Raw genomic sequence first — 16930 nt, forward strand, 5'->3', positions numbered from 1 at the left:
TCGGGCATAGTGGGGGCATGAAGTATGTGCTGCTGATCTGTGACGACGAGACGTCGTCGCCGAGCCCGGCGGAGATCGCGGCGGATCCGGCGTATCGCGCATACGACACGGAACTGGCTCGGCGGGGTGCCCGGCGGGGCGGAGCCCGGTTGCGTCCGGTGGCGGACGCGACGACGGTCCGGGTACGGGCCGGGGAAACGCTGGTGTCCGACGGTCCGTTCGCGGAGACCAAGGATTTCATCGGCGGCATCGACATCATCGAGTGCGCGGATCTGGACGAGGCCATCGCGATCGCCGCGCGTCACCCCTACGCGCTGCGCGGCTCCATCGAGATCCGCCCCGTGTGGGAATGACCGCGCCGCACGCGATTCGGGCCGCGGTGGACGCGGCGTATCGCGAGGAGTGGGGTCAGGTGGTCGCGACCCTGATCGGGGCGACCGGGGATTGGGATCTGGCCGAGGACTGCGCGCAGGACGCGTTCGCCGCGGCATTGACGACCTGGGCACGCGACGGTGTCCCCGACCGGCCGGGGGCCTGGCTCACCACCACGGCGCGCCATCGCGCGATCGACCGGTTGCGCCGGGACCGGGCCGCGAGCACGAAGCTGCGGCAGCTCGCCGTGTCGGCCGGAGACCCGGTCGAGCCGCCGGCGGACGGGATTCCCGATGAGCGGTTGCGGCTCATCTTCACCTGTTGCCATCCGGCGCTGCCGTTTCCGGCGAGGGTCGCGCTCACGTTGCGCACGCTGGGTGGGATGAGCACGGCCGAGATCGCGAAGGCGTTCCTGACCGCCGAATCGACGATGGCGCAACGCCTGGTGCGCGCCAAACGCAAGATCGTCGAAGCGGGCATCCCGTACCGGGTTCCGCCGGCGGAGCTGCTGCCGCACCGGTTGTCCGCGGTCTTGGCGGTGCTCTATCTGATCTACAACGAGGGCTACGGCGAGGAGGACGGTCACCGCGGGTTGCCGGCCGAGGGGATCCACCTCGCCCGGGTCCTGGTCCGGTTGCTGCCCACCGAGCCCGAGGCGCGTGGTCTGCTGGCCCTGATGCTGTTGCTCGAAGCGCGTCGCGCGCATCGCATCGACGACGGCATGCTGGTCACGCTGGAGGACCAGGACCGATCCCGGTGGGATCGCACCCTGATCGCCGAAGGGGTCCGGGTGCTGGACGAGGCGTTGGCCGTACGGCGTCCCGGGCCGTATCAGGTTCAGGCCGCGATCGCGGCCTGCCACGCCACCGCGCCCGACGCGGCAGCCACGGACTGGCCGCAGATCGCGGCGCTCTACCGTGAGCTCGCCCGGCTGGCGCCCTCGCCGGTGGTCGATCTCAACCGCGCGGTGGCGGTCGCGATGGCCGAGGGTATCCCGGCCGGTCTGGCACTCGTCGATGAGCTCGCCGAGTCCCGCCGCTTAGCCGACTACCATCTGCTACCCGCCACCCGGGCCGATCTGCTGCGCCGGGCCGGCCGGGTCGCCGAAGCCGCCGCGGCCTACGCCACGGCGATGGAACTGGCGCCGACCGAGGCCGAGCGCCGCTATCTGGCCGGGCGGCTCCGCGGCCTCTGACCTGCTCGGCAGAAATTTCCGGAATTTCTCGTGTCGTTGTCGATCTCGCGGGGCCTGCTTCGTCGGTGGGGCACAACCACCCGATGGAGAGAGGTAAGACGATGCCGAACACCGAGTACCTGACCGCGACCATGTCCGTGCGCCGGACCCCGGCGGAGGTCTTCGCCGCGGTCACGAATGTGCGCGGATGGTGGAACGAGAACATCATCGGCGCGACCGCCGCGCCGGGCGACGAGTTCGTCTTCACCGACGACATCCGGTACGCGGGGGAGACGGCCAAGGAGAAGCCGGGCATCCGCTTCGCGCGGTTCCGGCTCAGCGAAGTGGTGCCGAGCACCCGGATGGTCTGGCAGGTCGTCGATTCCTGCCTCACCTTTGTCGATGACCGTACCGAGTGGACCGACACCACCGTGGTCTTCGACCTCACCGCGACCGCGGAAGGCACCACGCTGCACTTCACGCACGAGGGCCTGACCGCCGAATCCGAGTGCTTCGAGGCCTGCTCGCGCGGCTGGACCTTCTACATCACCAAGAGCCTGCCGCAGCTGATCGGCACCGGCACCGGCGATCCCATCCGAAAGTACAAGGCCTGAAGGCAGCCGTCCCCGTCGATCCGCGCCGGGTCGATCGGATCCGGGCGGATCGCGAAATGCTGGAGGAGATCCGGGCCAGCTTCGGGGGACTGCACGCCCTGATCCTCAACGCCTCCGGCGGTCTGGAACGCGACGCCGACCCCGGCTATGCCCTGCGCCTGAACCGCGATGCCCAGGTCCACCTCGCCACCTCGGCGCTGCCGCTGATGGGCCCCGGCGGCCGCGTCGTCTTCGTCACCAGTCACCAGGCCCACTTCCACGGCACCGGTCGGCCGCTGCCCGAGGGGTACGAGCCGATCGCCGCCGGCAAGCGCGCCGGGGAGGACGCCCTGCGCGCCCTTCTCCCCGAATTCACCCGCTGCGGTGTGGGTTTCGTCGTCGTGTCCGGCGACATGATCGACGGCACGATCATCGTCCGGCTGCTCGAACGGCGCGACCCGGCGGCCGTCGAGGCTCGCCGCTCCGCGGGCCCGCTGCCCACCGTCGACGACTTCGCCCGCACGGTGGTGGCGGCCGTCGATGCCCCGGTCGCCGACGGACACACCTTCTATGTCGGCGGCGAGGACTATCGCGCCGGGGAAGCGCGGCCGGCGGTGTCCTGACACGCCGGGTTCCGACCCTCCCATACCTAGATGCGCTAGGGTTGAACCTAGCAGTCCTAGGTATAGGAGACCTATGTATATCGACAAGGATCTGGTGGCGGCGTCGTCGACGCTGCTGGTGCTGGGGATCCTCGCCGAAGGCGAGTCCTACGGGTACGCGATTCTCAAGCGGGTCAGGGAGTTGTCCGGCGGGCGGATCGAGTGGACCGACGGGATGCTGTACCCGTTGCTGCACCGACTGGAGCGATCCGGGTATGTCGATGCCTCGTGGGGGGCCTCCGAGAGCGGGCGGCGACGCAAGCATTACGCGATCACCGAGGCCGGGCGGGCGGTACTGGTGGAGCGGCGCAGTCAATGGGATGCGGTGGCCGAGGCGCTCGACGAGGTGTGGCGCAGCGCGCGGCTGCCGCTGGCGACCGAGGGCGGTCTCGCGTGACGGGGGTGGACGCGCAGCTCGAGTCGCAGATCGGGCAGTGGCGCGGCTACGTCGAGCGGCACCGGGCGATCTCGGCGGCCGATGTGGACGAGATGGAAGATCATCTGCGCGGCCAGATCTCGGATCTGACCGGGTCGGGGCTGGCGGCCGACGAAGCGTTCCTGGTCGCGGTCAAACGGATGGGCAGCGTGGACAGCATCTCCCGCGAGTTCGCGCGCGAGCATTCGGAGCGGCTGTGGAAGCAGCTGGTGCTGCTGCCGGACGGACCGGACGGCAGCGGGCGCGCGGCGAGCCGGGAGCTGGCGGTCGTGCTGGCGCTGGCATTGGGCGCGGGCGCGGCCATCAAGATCGCGTTGACCGCGGGGATCGAACCGCACGTCTTCGCCCGCAATGCCGGCTTGTTCGTGCTGCCGTTCCTCACCGCCTACTTCGCGTGGAAGCGGCGGATGCCGCCGCTGGCCGCGGCGGCGCTGGTGGTGCCGTTCGCGGTGGTCGGGATGGTGGTGAACGTCTTCCCGTTCGAGCCGGAGGGGGCGACGGAGATCATCGCCGCGATCCACGCGCCGCTGGTGCTGTGGTTCGTGGTCGGCTTCGCCTACGTCGGCGGCGCGTGGCGCTCGGATCGGCGGCGCATGGACTTCCTCCGGTTCACCGGCGAGTGGCTGGTCTACCTGAGCCTGTTGGCACTGGGCGGTATGGTGCTCGTCGGCCTCACCGGCGCGGCGCTGCAGGCGCTGGAGATGGACGTCGAGGGCGTGATGGAGCACGTGGTGCTGCCGTTCGGACCGGCGGGCGCGGCCGTGGTCGCGGCCTGGCTGGTGGAGGCCAAGCAGAGCGTGGTGGAGAACATCGCCCCGGTGCTGACCCGGGTGTTCACCCCCATCGCCATCCTCATGCTGGCGGCACTGCTGGTGGGCTTCGCGACGGCGGGCAGCCTCACCGAGGTCGACCGGGATCTGCTGATCCTGATGGACCTGATCCTCGTGGTGGTGCTCGGCCTGCTGCTCTACGCCCTCTCCGCGCGCGACCCGCTGCTGCCCGCCGGTCCGTTCGACTGGCTGCAACTGGTCCTGGTCGGCCTGGCACTGGCGGTCGACGTGGTGATGCTGACGGCGATGCTCTCCCGCATCGCGGAATTCGGTGCCACCGCCAACAAGACCGCCGCACTCGGCATGAACCTGGTGCTGCTGGTGAACCTGGCCTGGTCGGCGCGGCTGCTGGCGGGTTTCGTGCGGGGCCGGGTGGGTTTCGCGGCAGCCGAACGGTGGCAGACCCGCTACCTGCCGGTCTTCGGCCTGTGGGCCGCGCTGGTGGTGGCCGCGCTGCCGCCGCTGTTCGACTTCGCCTGAGCGGGAGGGGAGCGCGAGGCCGCAGTCCGGGTGGGCCGGATCGGCGTAGCGTGGACCTGTCCGGTTCGACGACGATCACGGAGGAGCCCCGATGACAGTTCGAGCGGAATGGAACGGCACCGTGCTGGCCGAGAGCGACGACACGGTGGTGGTGGAGGGCAACCACTACTTCCCGGTCTCGGCGATCCGCACGGAGTACTTCGCTCCCAGCGACACGCACACGGTGTGCCCGTGGAAGGGCACCGCCTCCTACTACACGGTCCGCGTGGACGGCAGCGAAAACCCGGACGCCGCGTGGTATTACCCCGCGCCGAAGGACGCCGCGGCACAGATCAAGGACCGGGTGGCGTTCTGGCGCGGCGTGGACGTGATCGAGGACTGACCGTGGCCGCGCGAGCTGCGTAGCCTGGCTGCATGAGTGAGTCGAGCGAGATCCTGACCCGGCTGGCCGCGCTGCCGGACAGCGAGCTGGCCGCCGTCCTCCGCGCCGCCACCGCGGGCCGCGCCGCGTTCTGGGCGGTCCACGCCGCCCTCGCCGAGCTGGCCGGTGTCGGTCATGCCGACGCCGCCGATGCTGTGAGTCCGGCCACGCCGCCGGCCCGCCCCGAGCCAGGAACCCCGGGATCGGGGCAGGTCGGCGGGCCGGTCCCGCCGCCGCCGGTCGCCTCGCCGCCCTCCGGCGCCGGCGGCTACACCTCCTCCGGCATGCCCACCTTCGAATCCGTTCGCGATAAGGTCGAACAGCGTTTCGGCACCGCGCAGGGGAGAAGCGAACTCGACCGGGAGACTCCCGTGGGCCGCAGCGTCGACGAGCAATTCGCCGCGCGTGAAGAAGCCGCGCGTGAACGCCTGGACCGCATCCGCAGATCGCTGCACGGCGAGGGCGCCGACTGAACGCCCCGGCGCGGGCGGACCCGAGACAAGGGGTGGAACTCGATGACCGAACCGCGTGAGATCGCCGAACGGCTGCTCGACGCCCAGGTCGACTTCGTGCTGGCCGAGGTGAGCGGCGAGCGCTTCGCGCAGGTGGTGGCCCGCGACGTCGCCGACGTGCTGGCCGTCGCCGACACCATCGGCTTCGGCGAGGTCGTCGGCCTCGACCAGGGCAAGCAGACGGTCGCCACCGTGGTGGACCTGATGGGCGGCAGCCCGGTGCTGGCCGACATGGTCGGCGTGTTCGCCGACGCCGTCTACGACCACATCGCCGAGAACACCGACTACACCCTGGGCGAGGTGGTGGACCGCGAACCGGTGGAGGCGTTGCTGGAGAAGGTCTTCGGCATGCACCAGGCGCAGGAGCGGATCCTGGACCGGCTCACCGAGTCGCCGCTGGTGGCCACCGTCGCCGCGAAGTTCGTCGACAAGCTGATCGACGATTTCCTGCAGGCCAACCGGGAGCGCGCGGAGAAGATCCCCGGCGTCGGCTCGCTCATGTCGCTGGGCCAGTCCGCGGCCAACCGCGCCAGGAAGGTCGCCGACAGTTCCTCCTTCGTCGGCGATCTGGCGGGTAAGGGCGCCTTGTTCGCCCTCAAGCGCACCAACAACGCGATCCGGGAGATGCTGCGCGACGCGCCCGTGCACTCGGCGGCGATGGAGTTCTGGGATCTGCACGCGGGCGAACCGGTGAGCGGGCTGCGCGAATACCTCACCAAGAAGGACCTCAACGAGCTGGTGCTGCTCTGTTACGAGATCGCGGTGACCACCCGTGAGAAGGAGTACTTCGGTCTGCTGGTCGAGCAGTGCGTGGAGGTCTTCTACGACAAGTACCGTGACTACACCCTCGCCGCCATGCTCCCCGAACTCGGTCTCACCGCCGACGACATCACCACCGAGATCCTGCGCTACGGCCCCGCCGTCATCGAAGCCGCCAAACGCGACGGCGTGCTCGCCCGCCTCATCCGCGAACGCCTCGAACCCTTCTACACCTCCGACACCGTCCTGACCATCCTCACCGACGCCACCCACTGAGGGCAGTCGTCGTCTGCCCCGGTGTGACCGTCGGCGACGACACCGTCGTGGGCGCAGGCAGCGTGGTCACCAGGGATCTGCCTGCCCGGGTGTTCGCCGCCGGCAACCCGGCGCGGGTGATCCGGGGGCTGTAGGGCCTCGGCGTGGGGTTGCTCGACGTCCCGCCCTGATACCGGCCGGACCGGTGGCGCCGACACCGGTGTGATCCCGGCCGGAGCGACCGCGCCGGGCCGGTGCGTCGCAGTAGGGTCGATCCCATGACCGAACCGCGGATCGAGACCGAACAGGATGCGACCCGGCCGCTGCGCGACGACATCCGCTTCCTCGGCGGCGTGCTCGGCGACACCATCCGCGACCACGAGGGCCCCGAGGTGTTCGACCTGATCGAGCGGGTCCGCATCGAGGCGTTCCGGGTGCGGCGCGAGGAGGTCGGGCGCAGTGCGGTGGCCGAGATGCTGCGCGGAGTCGACATCGCCGTGGCGCTGCCGCTGATCCGGGCCTTCAGCTACTTCGTGCTGCTGGCGAACCTGGCCGAGGACATCCAGCGCGACCGCCGCCGCGCCGTGCACGTCGCCGCCGGGGAGCCGCCGCAGGACTCGTCGCTGGCCGCGACCTACCGCAAACTCGACGCCGCGGCGCTCGACGCGGCCGCGGTGGCGGACCTGCTCTCGGACGCGCTGGTCTCGCCGGTGATCACCGCGCACCCCACCGAGACCAGGCGGCGCACCGTGTTCGACGCGCAGACCCGGATCACCGAGTTGATGCGCGCCCGCCAGCGCGCCACCGACCCGGCCGAGCGCGCCGCGTTGGAGTTGCGCATCCGCCGCCAGGTGCTCTCGCTGTGGCGGACGGCGCTGATCCGGTTGGCGCGCTTGCGCATCCAGGACGAGATCGCGGTGGGGCTGCGCTACTACGAGCTGACCCTGTTCGATGTGATCCCGGCGATCAACGCCGAGGTGCGCGCCGCGCTGCGCGCGCGCTGGCCGGGTGCCGACCTGCTGGCCCGCCCGATCCTGCGTCCCGGCTCCTGGATCGGCGGCGACCGGGACGGCAATCCGTACGTCACCGCCGAGGTGGTGCGGCACGCGGCCACCCAGGCGGCGGGTGTGGCGCTGCGCCGTTACCTGGCTGAGCTGGTCGAGCTGGCGAAGACGCTGTCGCTGTCGGCGCGGCTGGTGCCGGTGACGCCGAGGGTGGCCGAGCTGGCCGCGGCGGGCTACCCGGATCCGGCGACGCACGGCGACGAACCGTATCGCCGGGCCCTGCACCACATCCGGGTGCGGCTGTCCGCCACCGCCGACCGCGTCCTCGACGCGCCCGTGCCCGAGGCGGTGGCGGAACCGGACGCGCAGCCCTACGCAGGCCCGCGCGAGTTCCTCGACGATCTCGACGCGATCGACGCTTCGCTGCGCGCCTCCGGCGACGGCCTGCTCGCCGACGACCGGCTGGCCGCCCTGCGGCATGCGGTGGAGACCTTCGGCTTCCACCTGCAGGGCCTGGACATGCGACAGAACTCCGAGGTGCACGAGCAGGTCGTCGCCGAACTGCTGGCGTGGGCCGGGGTGCATCCGGCCTACGGCGACCTGCCCGAGGACGCGCGGGTGGAGCTGCTGGCCGCCGAATTGCGCACGCGCCGACCGCTGCTCGGCCCGCACGCGCGCCTGAGCGAGCAGGCCGCCAAGGAGGTCGGCATCGTCCGCGCCGCCAAGCAGGTGGTGGACACCTTCGGGCCGGAGGCGGTGCCGAACTACATCATCAGCATGTGCACGTCGGTGAGCGACATGCTCGAGGCCGCGCTGCTGTTGAAGGAGGGCGGCCTGCTGGATCCCGGTGCGCCCGAGGGCAGCCCGTCCTGCACCGTGAACATCGTGCCCCTGTTCGAGACCATCGAGGATCTCGGCGCGGGCGCGGCCACGCTGGCCGCGGCGCTGCAGGTGCCGGTGTACCGGGAGCTGGTGGCGGCCGCCGGAATGCGCCAGGAGGTCATGCTCGGCTACTCCGATTCCAACAAGGACGGCGGCTATCTGGCCGCCAACTGGGCGCTCTACCGCGCCGAGCTGGATCTGGTGGAGGTCGCCCGCAAGACCGGCATCCGGTTGCGCCTGTTCCACGGCCGCGGCGGCACCGTCGGTCGCGGCGGCGGCCGCAGCTACGACGCGATCCTGGCCCAGCCCGCGGGCGCCGTGCGCGGTGCGCTGCGGTTGACCGAGCAGGGCGAGGTGATCGCCGCCAAGTACGCCGAACCCGGTGCGGCGCACCGCAATCTGGAATCGCTCATCGCGGGCACGCTGGAATCCACCCTGTTGGACGTGGAGGGGCTCGGCACCGACGCGGAACCGGCCTACGAGCTGATGGACGAACTCGCCGCGCTGGCCAGGGCCGCCTACGCTCGGCTGGTGCACGAGACGCCCGGTTTCGTCGAGTACTTCCGGCAGTCCACCCCGGTCGCGGAGGTGGGTGATCTCAACATCGGCAGCAGGCCCGCCTCCCGCAAACCCACCAACTCGGTGTCGGATCTGCGCGCGATCCCGTGGGTGATGGCCTGGAGCCAGGCCCGCGTCATGCTGCCCGGCTGGTACGGCACCGGCGCCGCGCTCGAGGAGTGGGTCGGCGGCGATCCGGGGCGGCTGGCCCGGCTCACCGACCTGTACCGCCGGTGGCCGTTCTTCCGGACCGTGCTGTCGAACCTCGCCCAGGTGATGGCCAAGAGCGATCTCGACATCGCTGCCCGCTATGCCGAACTCGTCGACGACGCGGCACTGCGCGACCAGATCTTCGGCATGATCCGCGAGGAGCACGCCCGCACCCTGCGCATGCACGCCGCCATCACCGGTCACGACCAGTTGCTCGCCGACAACCGGTCGCTGGCCGAGTCCATCCACAACCGCTTCCCGTACCTGGAGCCGCTCAATCAGATGCAGGTGGAGCTGCTGCGCAGGTTGCGGTCCGGTGACGACTCCGAGCTGGTCAAACGCGGCATCCTGCTCACCATGAACGGCCTGGCTACCGCCCTGCGGAACTCCGGATGACCGGTATCGACACCCGCGCGGTCGCCGCGCTGGCCGACGCGGTCCTCGGCCCGGAGCACAAGAGCATCCCGCCGGCCGCTTGGGGCGCGACGGTGCGCGAATTCCTCGCCACGGCACCGGCACTGACAGAGCTGTCGACTCCGCTGCTGACGCTCGACCGGTCGGCGATGGCGGCCAACCAGGCGTTGCTGGGGGAGTGGGCGCGGTCGGCCGGGGTCCGCCTGGCCCCGCACGGCAAGACGACGATGGCGCCGCAGCTCTGGGCGCAGCAGCTGGCGGCGGGATGCTGGGCGATCACGCTCGCGACCGCGTGGCAGGCGCAGCTGGCGCGGGCGTTCGGGGTGCGCCGGATCGTGCTGGCCAACGCGGTCCTCGACCCGGTCGCGCTGCGCTGGCTGGGCGCCGAGCTGGCCCGCGACCCGGAGTTCGAGTTCTGCTGCTGGGTGGACTCGCCGGCGAGCGTGGCGCTGATGGCCGAGCACCTCGCGGACGCGCCGGCGGGCGTGCGGGTCGACGTCGTCGTCGAACTCGGCGGGCCCGGCGGGCGCACCGGCCTGCGCCGCGTCGAGGACGCCCACGTGGTCGCCGAGGCGGTGCGGCGCGAACCGCGCCTGCGGCTGGCCGGAGTCGGGGGATACGAGGCGGCGCTGGCGAACACCCGCGAGCCCGATGCCGTCGCCGCCGTCCGCCACTATCTCGGCGAACTGGCCCGCCTGCACCGCGAACTCGCCGCCGCCGACGCCTACACCGGTCCCGCCCTGGTCACCGCCGGCGGCAGCGCCTACCCGGACCTGGTCATCGAGCACCTCGCCGGACTGGCGGACGAGACCGGCGCGCACGGCGTCCCCACCACCGTCGTCCTGCGCTCGGGCGCCTACCTCGTGCACGACGACGGTTTCTACGCGGGCATCTCCCCGCTCGCCGGTGCTCGCACCGCACACCCGTTGCGCGCCGCCATGCACGGCTGGGCCCGGGTGATCTCGCGTCCCGAACCCGGTCTCGCCCTGCTGGACGGCGGCAAACGCGACTTCCCGCACGACCTGGGACTGCCTGTCCCGCAGGGTGTTCCGGGCGCGACCGTCAGCGCGCTCAACGACCAGCACGCCTTCCTCCGGCTGCCCGACGCCGCTGACCTCGCGGTCGGCAGCGTCGTCCGCCTCGGCCTTTCCCACCCCTGCACCGCGTTCGACAAATGGCGGCTGATTCCCGTGCTCGACGACAGCACCGCAGCCACACCGGTCGTGGTGGACCTGGTGCACACCTTCTTCTGAACGCGCGGGGATCCGGGCGACGCGAACGGTCGAGCGTCGCCCGGCAGCGCCGCTGTGGCGGTCAGTCCAACAACGCGGCGACAATCCGCTCCAGCCCCGGCCGCGGATCGAAATCCGGCGCGACGATCCCGTGCAGGATCAGCCCGTCCAGATAGTCGACGAGGATCGGCGCGACCGCATCGTCGGCACCGACCCCGCGCATTTGTTCGGCCGCCCATTCGGTCAGCCGCCCGCGCCCCCGTCGCACGGCGTCTCGCGGCCCGTCGGCCTGCGCCGCGAGGAACAGCGCGTAGCGCGCCATGGTCCGGGCGCGATCGGTGGTGACCGCGTGCCCGACGAACGTGGCAGCGGCACTCACCAACTGCTCGACGGTGGTGGGCGCCGGCATCCGGCTCAGTGCCGTCCAGTCGGCGTGGTCGCGTTCCTCCAGGCGCTCGGCGAGCGCGGCGAGCAGCGCGTCCCGGGTGCGGAAGTAGTTCGACGCCGACCCGGCGGGCATCCCGGCCGCGTCGTCCACCGCGCGGTGCGTCAATGCCCGGGCGCCGCGGGTGCCCAGTAGGTCGATGGCGGCGTCGAGGAGCAGTTCGCGTCGGGTGGGCACGGCGCGATACTACGTCGGTAGTGACTGGCACTACAACTGTTGTTTGAAAACTACAGCAGTAGTAGCGTCGCGGGGGAACCTCGAGTGAACGGAGCAGCGGATGCGAAAAGTGGTTGTCGTCGGGGCCGGAATCGGCGGCTTGGCGACCGGGATCGCGTTCGCTCGGCAGGGATGGGAGGTGGAAATCCTCGAGCGCGCGCCGCGCCTGACCGCCCTCGGTGCCGGAATATCGTTGTGGTCCAACGCCTTGCGCGCACTCGATGCGCTCGGCATCGGCGACGAGGTGCGCGCCCGCGCGCGCGAGGACGTGTCGGCGGGCATCCGGGACAGCCGCGGCCGCTGGTTGTCGCGATTCGACGTCGGCGCCCTGCGGGCCCGATACGGGTTGCCGGTGATCCTGCACCGGGCCGACCTGCTCGACATCCTGCGCGCCGCGGTGCCGGACGAGGCGATCCGCACCGGCATCACAGTGACCGAGGCGCGTCCCGACGGCACCGTCGTGCACTCGGCGGGGGAGTCCGGGGGCGATGTGGTCGTCGGTGCCGACGGCATCCACAGCGTGGTGCGCCGCGCCGTCGCGGGCGAGATCGCCCCGGTCTACGCGGGCTACACCGCCTGGCGGATGATCCTCACCACCAGCGCGCCGACCACCGATCTCGGCGAAAGCTGGGGCCGCGGTGAGCGTTTCGGCTACGCTGTCCTCGCCGACGACCGTGTCTACTGCTTCGCCGCCGCCACCGTCCCCGCGGGCGCACCCGACGCCGGGCTCGCCGAGCTGCGCCGTCGCTTCGGCCACTGGCACGACCCCATCCCCGCCCTGCTCGCCGCCACCGACCCGGCCGCCGTGCTGCGCCACGACATCTACCGGCTGCCCGACCTGCCCACCTTCGTCTCCGGCCGCGTCGCCCTGCTCGGCGACGCCGCGCACGCCATGACCCCCGACCTCGGTCAGGGCGCCTGCCAAGCCCTCGAAGACGCCGTCACCCTGGCGACCACCGCCGACGACCTGACGGCCTACGACCGCGCCCGCCGCCCCCGCACCCGCAGGATCGCCGCCCTCTCCGATCGCGTCGGCACCGCCGGCCAACTCTCCGCCCGCCCTCTGGTCGCCGCCCGCGACACCGCCCTGCGCGCCCTACCGTCCTCCCTGCAATGGCGAGCCCTGGCCCCGATCCTCGATTGGCGGTGTTGAGGATCGCCCGGTCCGAACCATGTTCCTCGGGGAAAGCACGCGGTACCGACCGGTCCCGTGGATGGTCGGTACCGCGCTCGATGACGATCGGCGGTGCAGCACTCCGACGCATCATCGGGAACACACCCGCTCGCGCGTATCCGGCGGCCGCCTGGTGGTGACGGGCGCACCCGGCCGGGTGACCCACCTCGATCGCGGCGTGGGGTCACCCGGCGTAGCGGGCGGCCATTGCGTGGGTGGTGGCTGCCAGCCGGGCCCGCAACTCGGGCGGGTCGAGGATTTCGGCGTACTCGGCCAGCGGCAGGATGCCGTGCACCAGCACGGTCTCGGATTCGGCGGCCACGGTGACCTCGACCCATCCGTCGGCGTCCGGTTCGCCGCGGGAGGCGAATGCCTCGGTCACCGCCGCCGGGTCGAATCCCAGCCGGAGCAGTCCGAGATGGTCGGCGGCGATCCGGCAGCGCGCCCGCACCCGCAGCATCGACCGGGCGAACTCGTCCTGCGCGGTGGACCAGTGGTCGGCGAGCTCGAACCCGGCGGGCCTGGTGAACGTCTCTCCGGTCGGTTCCGCGGCACGGATGCGCCCGACCCGGTAGGAGCGGATGTCGTGCTCGTGCCGGGCGACCAGGTACCAGGTGCCGGCCTTGAGCACCAGGCCCAGCGGGTCGAGCAGGCGGCGGACCTCCCGGTCCGGGCGGCCGTAGCGGACGTCGAGCCTGCGGTCGTGCCACAGCGCGTCGGCGACGGTGGCCAGGGTCGGTGTCTCGTCGGGGCGGTGGAACCAGCCGGGCGCGTCGACGTGCACGCGTTCGGCGATACGGGTGGCGCGGCCGCGCAGTTCCGGCGGCAGGGCGGCCAGCATCTTGAGCTGGGCGGTGGCCAGCACCGCGCCAAGTCCGAGGTCGGCGGCCGCCGCGGGCAGCCCGGCCAGCAGGACGGCGTCGGCCTCGGCGGAGGTGAGCCCGGTGAGCCGGGTGCGGAAGCCGTCGAGCAGCCGCACACCACCACCGCGGCCCGGCTCGCTGTACACCGGCACCCCGGCCGCCGAGAGCGCCTCGACGTCCCGGTACACGGTGCGCACCGACACCTCCAGCTCCGCCGCCAGCTCCGGCGCACTCACCCGTCCGCGGGTCTGCAACAGCAGCAGCAACCGCAGCAGTCGACTCGCTCGCATACTCGCCGACCCTATCCGGCAAACCTGACACCCGATGGCAGGGTTGGGTCGTAGCGTCGCGGTATGACCACATGGAGCAGGTTCACCGAGGAAGCACCGAAGATCGCGAGCGTGTTCACCCGCAGGCACCGGGCCACCGGCAACCTGTGCCTGCTGGGCACGGTGCGGGCCGACGGGTCACCGCGCATCAGCCCGGTGGAGCCGCGGATCTTCGACGGGATGCTCGTCATCGTCGGCATGCCCGGCACCACCAAGTTCAAGGATCTGGCCCGCGATCCGCGGTTCTGCCTGCACACCGCGACCGCGGACCCGCAGGTCCGCGAGGGCGACGCCAAGCTGTTCGGGCAGGTGCGCGACCTGCCGGACCGCGAGGTGCACGCCCGCTTCGCCCAGGACCTGTTCGACGAGAGCGGTTTCGACATCCGCGGCGAGGAGTTCGACCACTTCTATGTCGCCGATCTCACCGGCGCTTCCTGCGTGGAGGTCGGTGCGGACGAGCTGGCGATCACCATCTGGAAGCCGGGGGAAGGGGAGCGGGTGGTGCGCAAGTCCTGACACGGCGACGGCCCTGTCACACCACCGGGGTGTGACAGGGCCGGGTGCGCGGATGCGCGACGATCAGAGGTAGGCGCCGCAGGTCGGCCAGGCGCCGGGACCCTGGGTGGCCAGCACGTTCTCCGCCACGCGGATCTGCTCCTCGCGGCTGGCGTTGTGGGCGTAGCCGGAGCCGCCGTTGGCGACCCAGGTGCTGTGCGAGAACTGCAGGCCACCGTAGTAGCCGTTGCCGGTGTTGATGCCCCAGTTGCCGCCGCTCTCGCACTGGGCGACGGCATCCCAGTCGTGGCCGTAGGCGGAAGCGGTGGCCGAGGAGACCGCGAAGGGAACGGCGACGAAGGCGCCGATCGCGGCAACGATTCCTGCGGCGCGGGTGCTGAGCTTTCGGTTCTGCGACATGGTGGATTCCTTGCTGCGCCCGCCGGCTCGACCGTGGCGGCCGAGTCCCTGTCCCCAGTGGATGTCGGGGGTTCTCGAACCGCGGGACAGGGTTGCCGGTGTTCGGCGGTTCGAGTGTCGAGCCCGTCTCCGGTCGATCGGGCCGCGTCCGACCATAACGAATCAATCTCGGCAGATCACGTACCGGTAACGTCAGGAATGTCTGGAGCGATGGTCCAGGTATTTGTACATTCCCCCAGCTCGACGCGCGGAAACCTGCGGACCCGCGGAGACTCTCGGCTAATCAAAATGTGTGCCATATCACGAATTGGTGGCGGAGATGCGGTCGCGAAATGTGAGGTCTGTGAACGATGGGATTTCTGAGACTGTCGCGGGGCGGCGTGCCTGCCCTCATGTCGGGGATCATCAGCGCAGGTAGAGGCTACTTTTACAAGAATTCTCGAGTGCGATGGGATCACGTCGGGCGGCTTTCCGTTCTATCGGAGTTGCTTCCGTGACCTTTTCCGAGCCCCGCTGTCGCCGAGCCGTTCGGGATGGGGTGGACGACCGTCGGCGACCCCCTCCGCGCTTCTCGGTGCCGGGTCGTGAAAGGGCGCGATCTCCGGGACGTCCGGCTCGGACTCGCTGATCCGAAGCGCGCCCCGCGCTGCCGTCGAGGCGTGCTCGATTCTCTCTGGCGACCGTTGCGCGCACATTCGCTGGGCGCCGAAAAATAAGCTGTCCCCCCACTTTTCGGCGCCGGACCGAATCGGTGTGCGTGATGATCGGGAATTTCGGGTCGAGCACGCGACTTCGCGACGTCGCTCGGAACGGCTGTGGGACAACGTTTTCGGCCACGAATCCGCGCTATCAGGCTACTGGGTGGCAACTCGTCCGAGGGGTGTGTGTTTCGCAGCCCGACCGGCCGCCTCGGCTGTGTCACGATGAGCTGATGGACCTGACCGCAGCCGCCGCGCCGGAGTCGTCGGTGTCCCCTATCGTGTCGCTGTTCTGGATCGCCGCCGTCGCCGTGGCGGCCCCGCTGATTTCCCGGCTATTGCGCGGCTACGTCCCGGATGTGGTGCTGCTGTTGATATTCGGGATCATCGTCGGCCCGCACGCCCTCGGCTGGGCCGACTCCGGCGGCGGGGTGAGCCTGCTCAGCGAACTCGGCCTGGGCATGCTGTTCCTGCTCGCCGGATACGAGCTGGACCCGGCGCTGTTGCGCGGACGGCCGGGCAAGCAGGCGTGGGTGGTGTGGCTGTGCTGCCTGGCGCTGGCCTTCGCCGCCGTGACGCTGTTCGCCGGCCATGCCTCGACCACCGCGCGGATCGCGGTCGCCATCGCCATGACCTCCACGGCCCTGGGCACCCTGCTGCCGATCATGAAGCAGGACGGGTTGCTCGGCCTGCCGCTCGGCCGGGCGGTGCTCACCCACGGTGCGGTCGGCGAACTCGGCCCGATCGTGGCCATGTCGGTGTTGTTGACCAGCCGCAGCCTCGGTTCGGCGGTCGTGGTGCTGGTGCTGTTCGTGATCGCTGCCGCGCTGATCGGTCTGGTGCACCAGCGGGTGCTGGACCGCGTGCCCGGCGCGACCCGGCTGCTGCGCCGCCTCGGTGGCGGCACGGTGCAGCTGCCGGTCCGGGTGGTGTTCCTGTTGTTGCTGGTGCTCATGACGGTCGCGGAGGTGTTCGAGCTCGACGTGGTGCTCGGCGCGTTCGCCGCGGGTCTGATCCTGCGCAGGCTCATCCCGGAAGGGGTGACGGAGGTGGGGCGGGCGTGGGAGACGATCGGCTTCGGCGTCTTCGTGCCCGTTTTCTTCGTGGTGTCCGGGATGGGCATCGACATCGGGGCCGTTCTGGGCGAGCCGCTGCTGTGGCTGTCCTTCGTGGTGTCGATCGCGCTGGCGCGTGGCCTGCCGGTGTGGCTGGGGGAACGCTTCGTGCCGCACGGGGAGAATCTGGTGAGCGGTCGCGCGCGCGTCCAGCTGGCGCTCTACGCCGCCACCGGCCTGCCGATCATCGTCGCCGTCACCCAGGTCGCCACCGCCACCGGCCTGCTCCCCGTCGCCATCGCCTCCACCATGGTGGCCGCGGGCGCGACGACCGTGCTGCTGTTCCCGCTGCTCGCGCGGCTGCTCCGGCCGCGGACCGCGCCGGAAACCGCGAGGTCACACCCCGCTCATGAATGAGCTTGCACAATCGTGCATAATCAT

General features: G+C 71.0%; 16 protein-coding genes and 2 pseudogenes. 15 read left to right on the forward strand and 3 right to left on the reverse strand.

Annotated features, from left to right (window positions below; translation table 11 throughout):
- Positions 1-17 precede the first annotated feature (17 nt).
- From CRM89_RS02760 to CRM89_RS02815, 12 genes and pseudogenes are all read left to right on the forward strand, one after another.
- Positions 18-353, forward strand: coding sequence for a YciI family protein (locus CRM89_RS02760; RefSeq protein WP_086840971.1), 336 nt, complete (start codon positions 18-20; stop codon positions 351-353).
- On the forward strand, positions 350-1567 hold the full coding sequence (locus tag CRM89_RS02765) for an RNA polymerase sigma factor (protein WP_098083143.1): 1218 nt from the start codon (positions 350-352) through the stop codon (positions 1565-1567). The genes CRM89_RS02760 and CRM89_RS02765 overlap by 4 nt, the downstream gene beginning before the upstream one ends.
- Before the next feature lie 101 nt (positions 1568-1668).
- Positions 1669-2160, forward strand: a complete 492-nt coding sequence (locus CRM89_RS02770) for an SRPBCC domain-containing protein (RefSeq protein ID WP_098083144.1) — start codon at positions 1669-1671, stop codon at positions 2158-2160.
- A gap of 56 nt (positions 2161-2216) precedes the next feature.
- Entirely contained in the window at positions 2217-2762 is a 546-nt protein-coding gene (locus CRM89_RS02775; RefSeq protein WP_324188835.1) for an SDR family oxidoreductase, read from the forward strand.
- Positions 2763-2835: 73 nt separating this feature from the next.
- The gene (locus CRM89_RS02780) at positions 2836-3198 is read left to right on the forward strand and encodes a PadR family transcriptional regulator (RefSeq protein ID WP_011208454.1); all 363 of its coding nucleotides are present in this window, start codon (positions 2836-2838) and stop codon (positions 3196-3198) included.
- A complete protein-coding gene (locus tag CRM89_RS02785; RefSeq protein ID WP_098083145.1) occupies positions 3195-4547 on the forward strand; it encodes a permease prefix domain 1-containing protein in 1353 nt (450 codons plus the stop codon). Before CRM89_RS02780 ends, CRM89_RS02785 begins: the two co-directional genes overlap by 4 nt.
- 91 nt (positions 4548-4638) lie before the next feature.
- Positions 4639-4929, forward strand: coding sequence for a DUF427 domain-containing protein (locus CRM89_RS02790; RefSeq protein ID WP_011208456.1), 291 nt, complete (start codon positions 4639-4641; stop codon positions 4927-4929).
- A gap of 32 nt (positions 4930-4961) precedes the next feature.
- Positions 4962-5441: a hypothetical protein gene (locus tag CRM89_RS02795; RefSeq protein WP_098083146.1), complete on the forward strand. Its 480-nt coding sequence runs from the start codon at positions 4962-4964 to the stop codon at positions 5439-5441.
- 42 nt (positions 5442-5483) lie between these two features.
- A complete protein-coding gene (locus tag CRM89_RS02800; RefSeq protein ID WP_060592367.1) occupies positions 5484-6515 on the forward strand; it encodes a hypothetical protein in 1032 nt (343 codons plus the stop codon).
- 5 nt (positions 6516-6520) lie between these two features.
- Positions 6521-6649, forward strand: a pseudogene (locus tag CRM89_RS02805) (sugar O-acetyltransferase); the annotation flags it as partial.
- 123 nt (positions 6650-6772) lie between these two features.
- Positions 6773-9544: a phosphoenolpyruvate carboxylase gene (ppc, locus tag CRM89_RS02810; RefSeq protein WP_098083147.1), complete on the forward strand. Its 2772-nt coding sequence runs from the start codon at positions 6773-6775 to the stop codon at positions 9542-9544.
- Positions 9541-10815: an alanine racemase gene (locus tag CRM89_RS02815; RefSeq protein WP_098083148.1), complete on the forward strand. Its 1275-nt coding sequence runs from the start codon at positions 9541-9543 to the stop codon at positions 10813-10815. Before ppc ends, CRM89_RS02815 begins: the two co-directional genes overlap by 4 nt.
- A 61-nt stretch (positions 10816-10876) precedes the next feature.
- Here the strand turns inward: CRM89_RS02815 and CRM89_RS02820 are convergent, their stop codons facing one another.
- Positions 10877-11416: a TetR/AcrR family transcriptional regulator gene (locus tag CRM89_RS02820; RefSeq protein ID WP_098083149.1), complete on the reverse strand. Its 540-nt coding sequence runs from the start codon at positions 11414-11416 to the stop codon at positions 10877-10879.
- Positions 11417-11516: 100 nt separating this feature from the next.
- Here CRM89_RS02820 and CRM89_RS02825 point away from each other — a divergent pair, with 100 nt between their 5' ends.
- Positions 11517-12608, forward strand: coding sequence for an FAD-dependent monooxygenase (locus CRM89_RS02825; protein WP_098083150.1), 1092 nt, complete (start codon positions 11517-11519; stop codon positions 12606-12608).
- A gap of 205 nt (positions 12609-12813) precedes the next feature.
- Here the strand turns inward: CRM89_RS02825 and CRM89_RS02830 are convergent, their stop codons facing one another.
- Positions 12814-13782: a YafY family protein gene (locus CRM89_RS02830; RefSeq protein ID WP_098083151.1), complete on the reverse strand. Its 969-nt coding sequence runs from the start codon at positions 13780-13782 to the stop codon at positions 12814-12816.
- A gap of 63 nt (positions 13783-13845) precedes the next feature.
- On the opposite strand from CRM89_RS02830, the gene CRM89_RS02835 reads away from it, so the two are divergent.
- Positions 13846-14337 (forward strand): pyridoxamine 5'-phosphate oxidase family protein, encoded by a 492-nt coding sequence (locus CRM89_RS02835; protein WP_011208464.1) that lies wholly within the window; start codon positions 13846-13848, stop codon positions 14335-14337.
- A gap of 66 nt (positions 14338-14403) precedes the next feature.
- Here CRM89_RS02835 and CRM89_RS02840 read toward each other — a convergent pair.
- Positions 14404-14736: pseudogene (locus CRM89_RS02840) on the reverse strand (transglycosylase family protein); the annotation flags it as partial.
- Positions 14737-15667: 931 nt separating this feature from the next.
- Between CRM89_RS02840 and CRM89_RS02845 the strand changes: the two are divergent.
- Complete coding sequence (locus CRM89_RS02845) at positions 15668-16906, forward strand: cation:proton antiporter (protein ID WP_086840955.1); 1239 nt, start codon at positions 15668-15670, stop codon at positions 16904-16906.
- The last annotated feature ends 24 nt before the right edge of the window (positions 16907-16930 follow it).

Origin of the sequence: Nocardia sp. FDAARGOS_372, assembly GCF_002554515.1 — a bacterium.
In the GTDB taxonomy this organism is placed as follows: domain Bacteria; phylum Actinomycetota; class Actinomycetes; order Mycobacteriales; family Mycobacteriaceae; genus Nocardia; species Nocardia farcinica.

Bases quoted from the DNA above. Each gene is read 5' to 3' on its own strand.
- CRM89_RS02795 (WP_098083146.1), top strand. From the start codon at position 4,962: ATGAGTGAGTCGAGCGAGATCCTGACCCGGCTGGCCGCGCTGCCGGAC.
- CRM89_RS02835 (WP_011208464.1), top strand. From the start codon at position 13,846: ATGACCACATGGAGCAGGTTCACCGAGGAAGCACCGAAGATCGCGAGC.
- CRM89_RS02825 (WP_098083150.1), top strand. From the start codon at position 11,517: ATGCGAAAAGTGGTTGTCGTCGGGGCCGGAATCGGCGGCTTGGCGACC.
- CRM89_RS02790 (WP_011208456.1), top strand. From the start codon at position 4,639: ATGACAGTTCGAGCGGAATGGAACGGCACCGTGCTGGCCGAGAGCGAC.
- CRM89_RS02770 (WP_098083144.1), top strand. From the start codon at position 1,669: ATGCCGAACACCGAGTACCTGACCGCGACCATGTCCGTGCGCCGGACC.
- CRM89_RS02845 (WP_086840955.1), top strand. From the start codon at position 15,668: ATGGACCTGACCGCAGCCGCCGCGCCGGAGTCGTCGGTGTCCCCTATC.
- CRM89_RS02830 (WP_098083151.1), bottom strand. From the start codon at position 13,782: ATGCGAGCGAGTCGACTGCTGCGGTTGCTGCTGCTGTTGCAGACCCGC.
- CRM89_RS02780 (WP_011208454.1), top strand. From the start codon at position 2,836: ATGTATATCGACAAGGATCTGGTGGCGGCGTCGTCGACGCTGCTGGTG.
- CRM89_RS02760 (WP_086840971.1), top strand. From the start codon at position 18: ATGAAGTATGTGCTGCTGATCTGTGACGACGAGACGTCGTCGCCGAGC.
- CRM89_RS02765 (WP_098083143.1), top strand. From the start codon at position 350: ATGACCGCGCCGCACGCGATTCGGGCCGCGGTGGACGCGGCGTATCGC.
- CRM89_RS02800 (WP_060592367.1), top strand. From the start codon at position 5,484: ATGACCGAACCGCGTGAGATCGCCGAACGGCTGCTCGACGCCCAGGTC.
- ppc (WP_098083147.1), top strand. From the start codon at position 6,773: ATGACCGAACCGCGGATCGAGACCGAACAGGATGCGACCCGGCCGCTG.
- CRM89_RS02815 (WP_098083148.1), top strand. From the start codon at position 9,541: ATGACCGGTATCGACACCCGCGCGGTCGCCGCGCTGGCCGACGCGGTC.
- CRM89_RS02775 (WP_324188835.1), top strand. From the start codon at position 2,217: ATGCTGGAGGAGATCCGGGCCAGCTTCGGGGGACTGCACGCCCTGATC.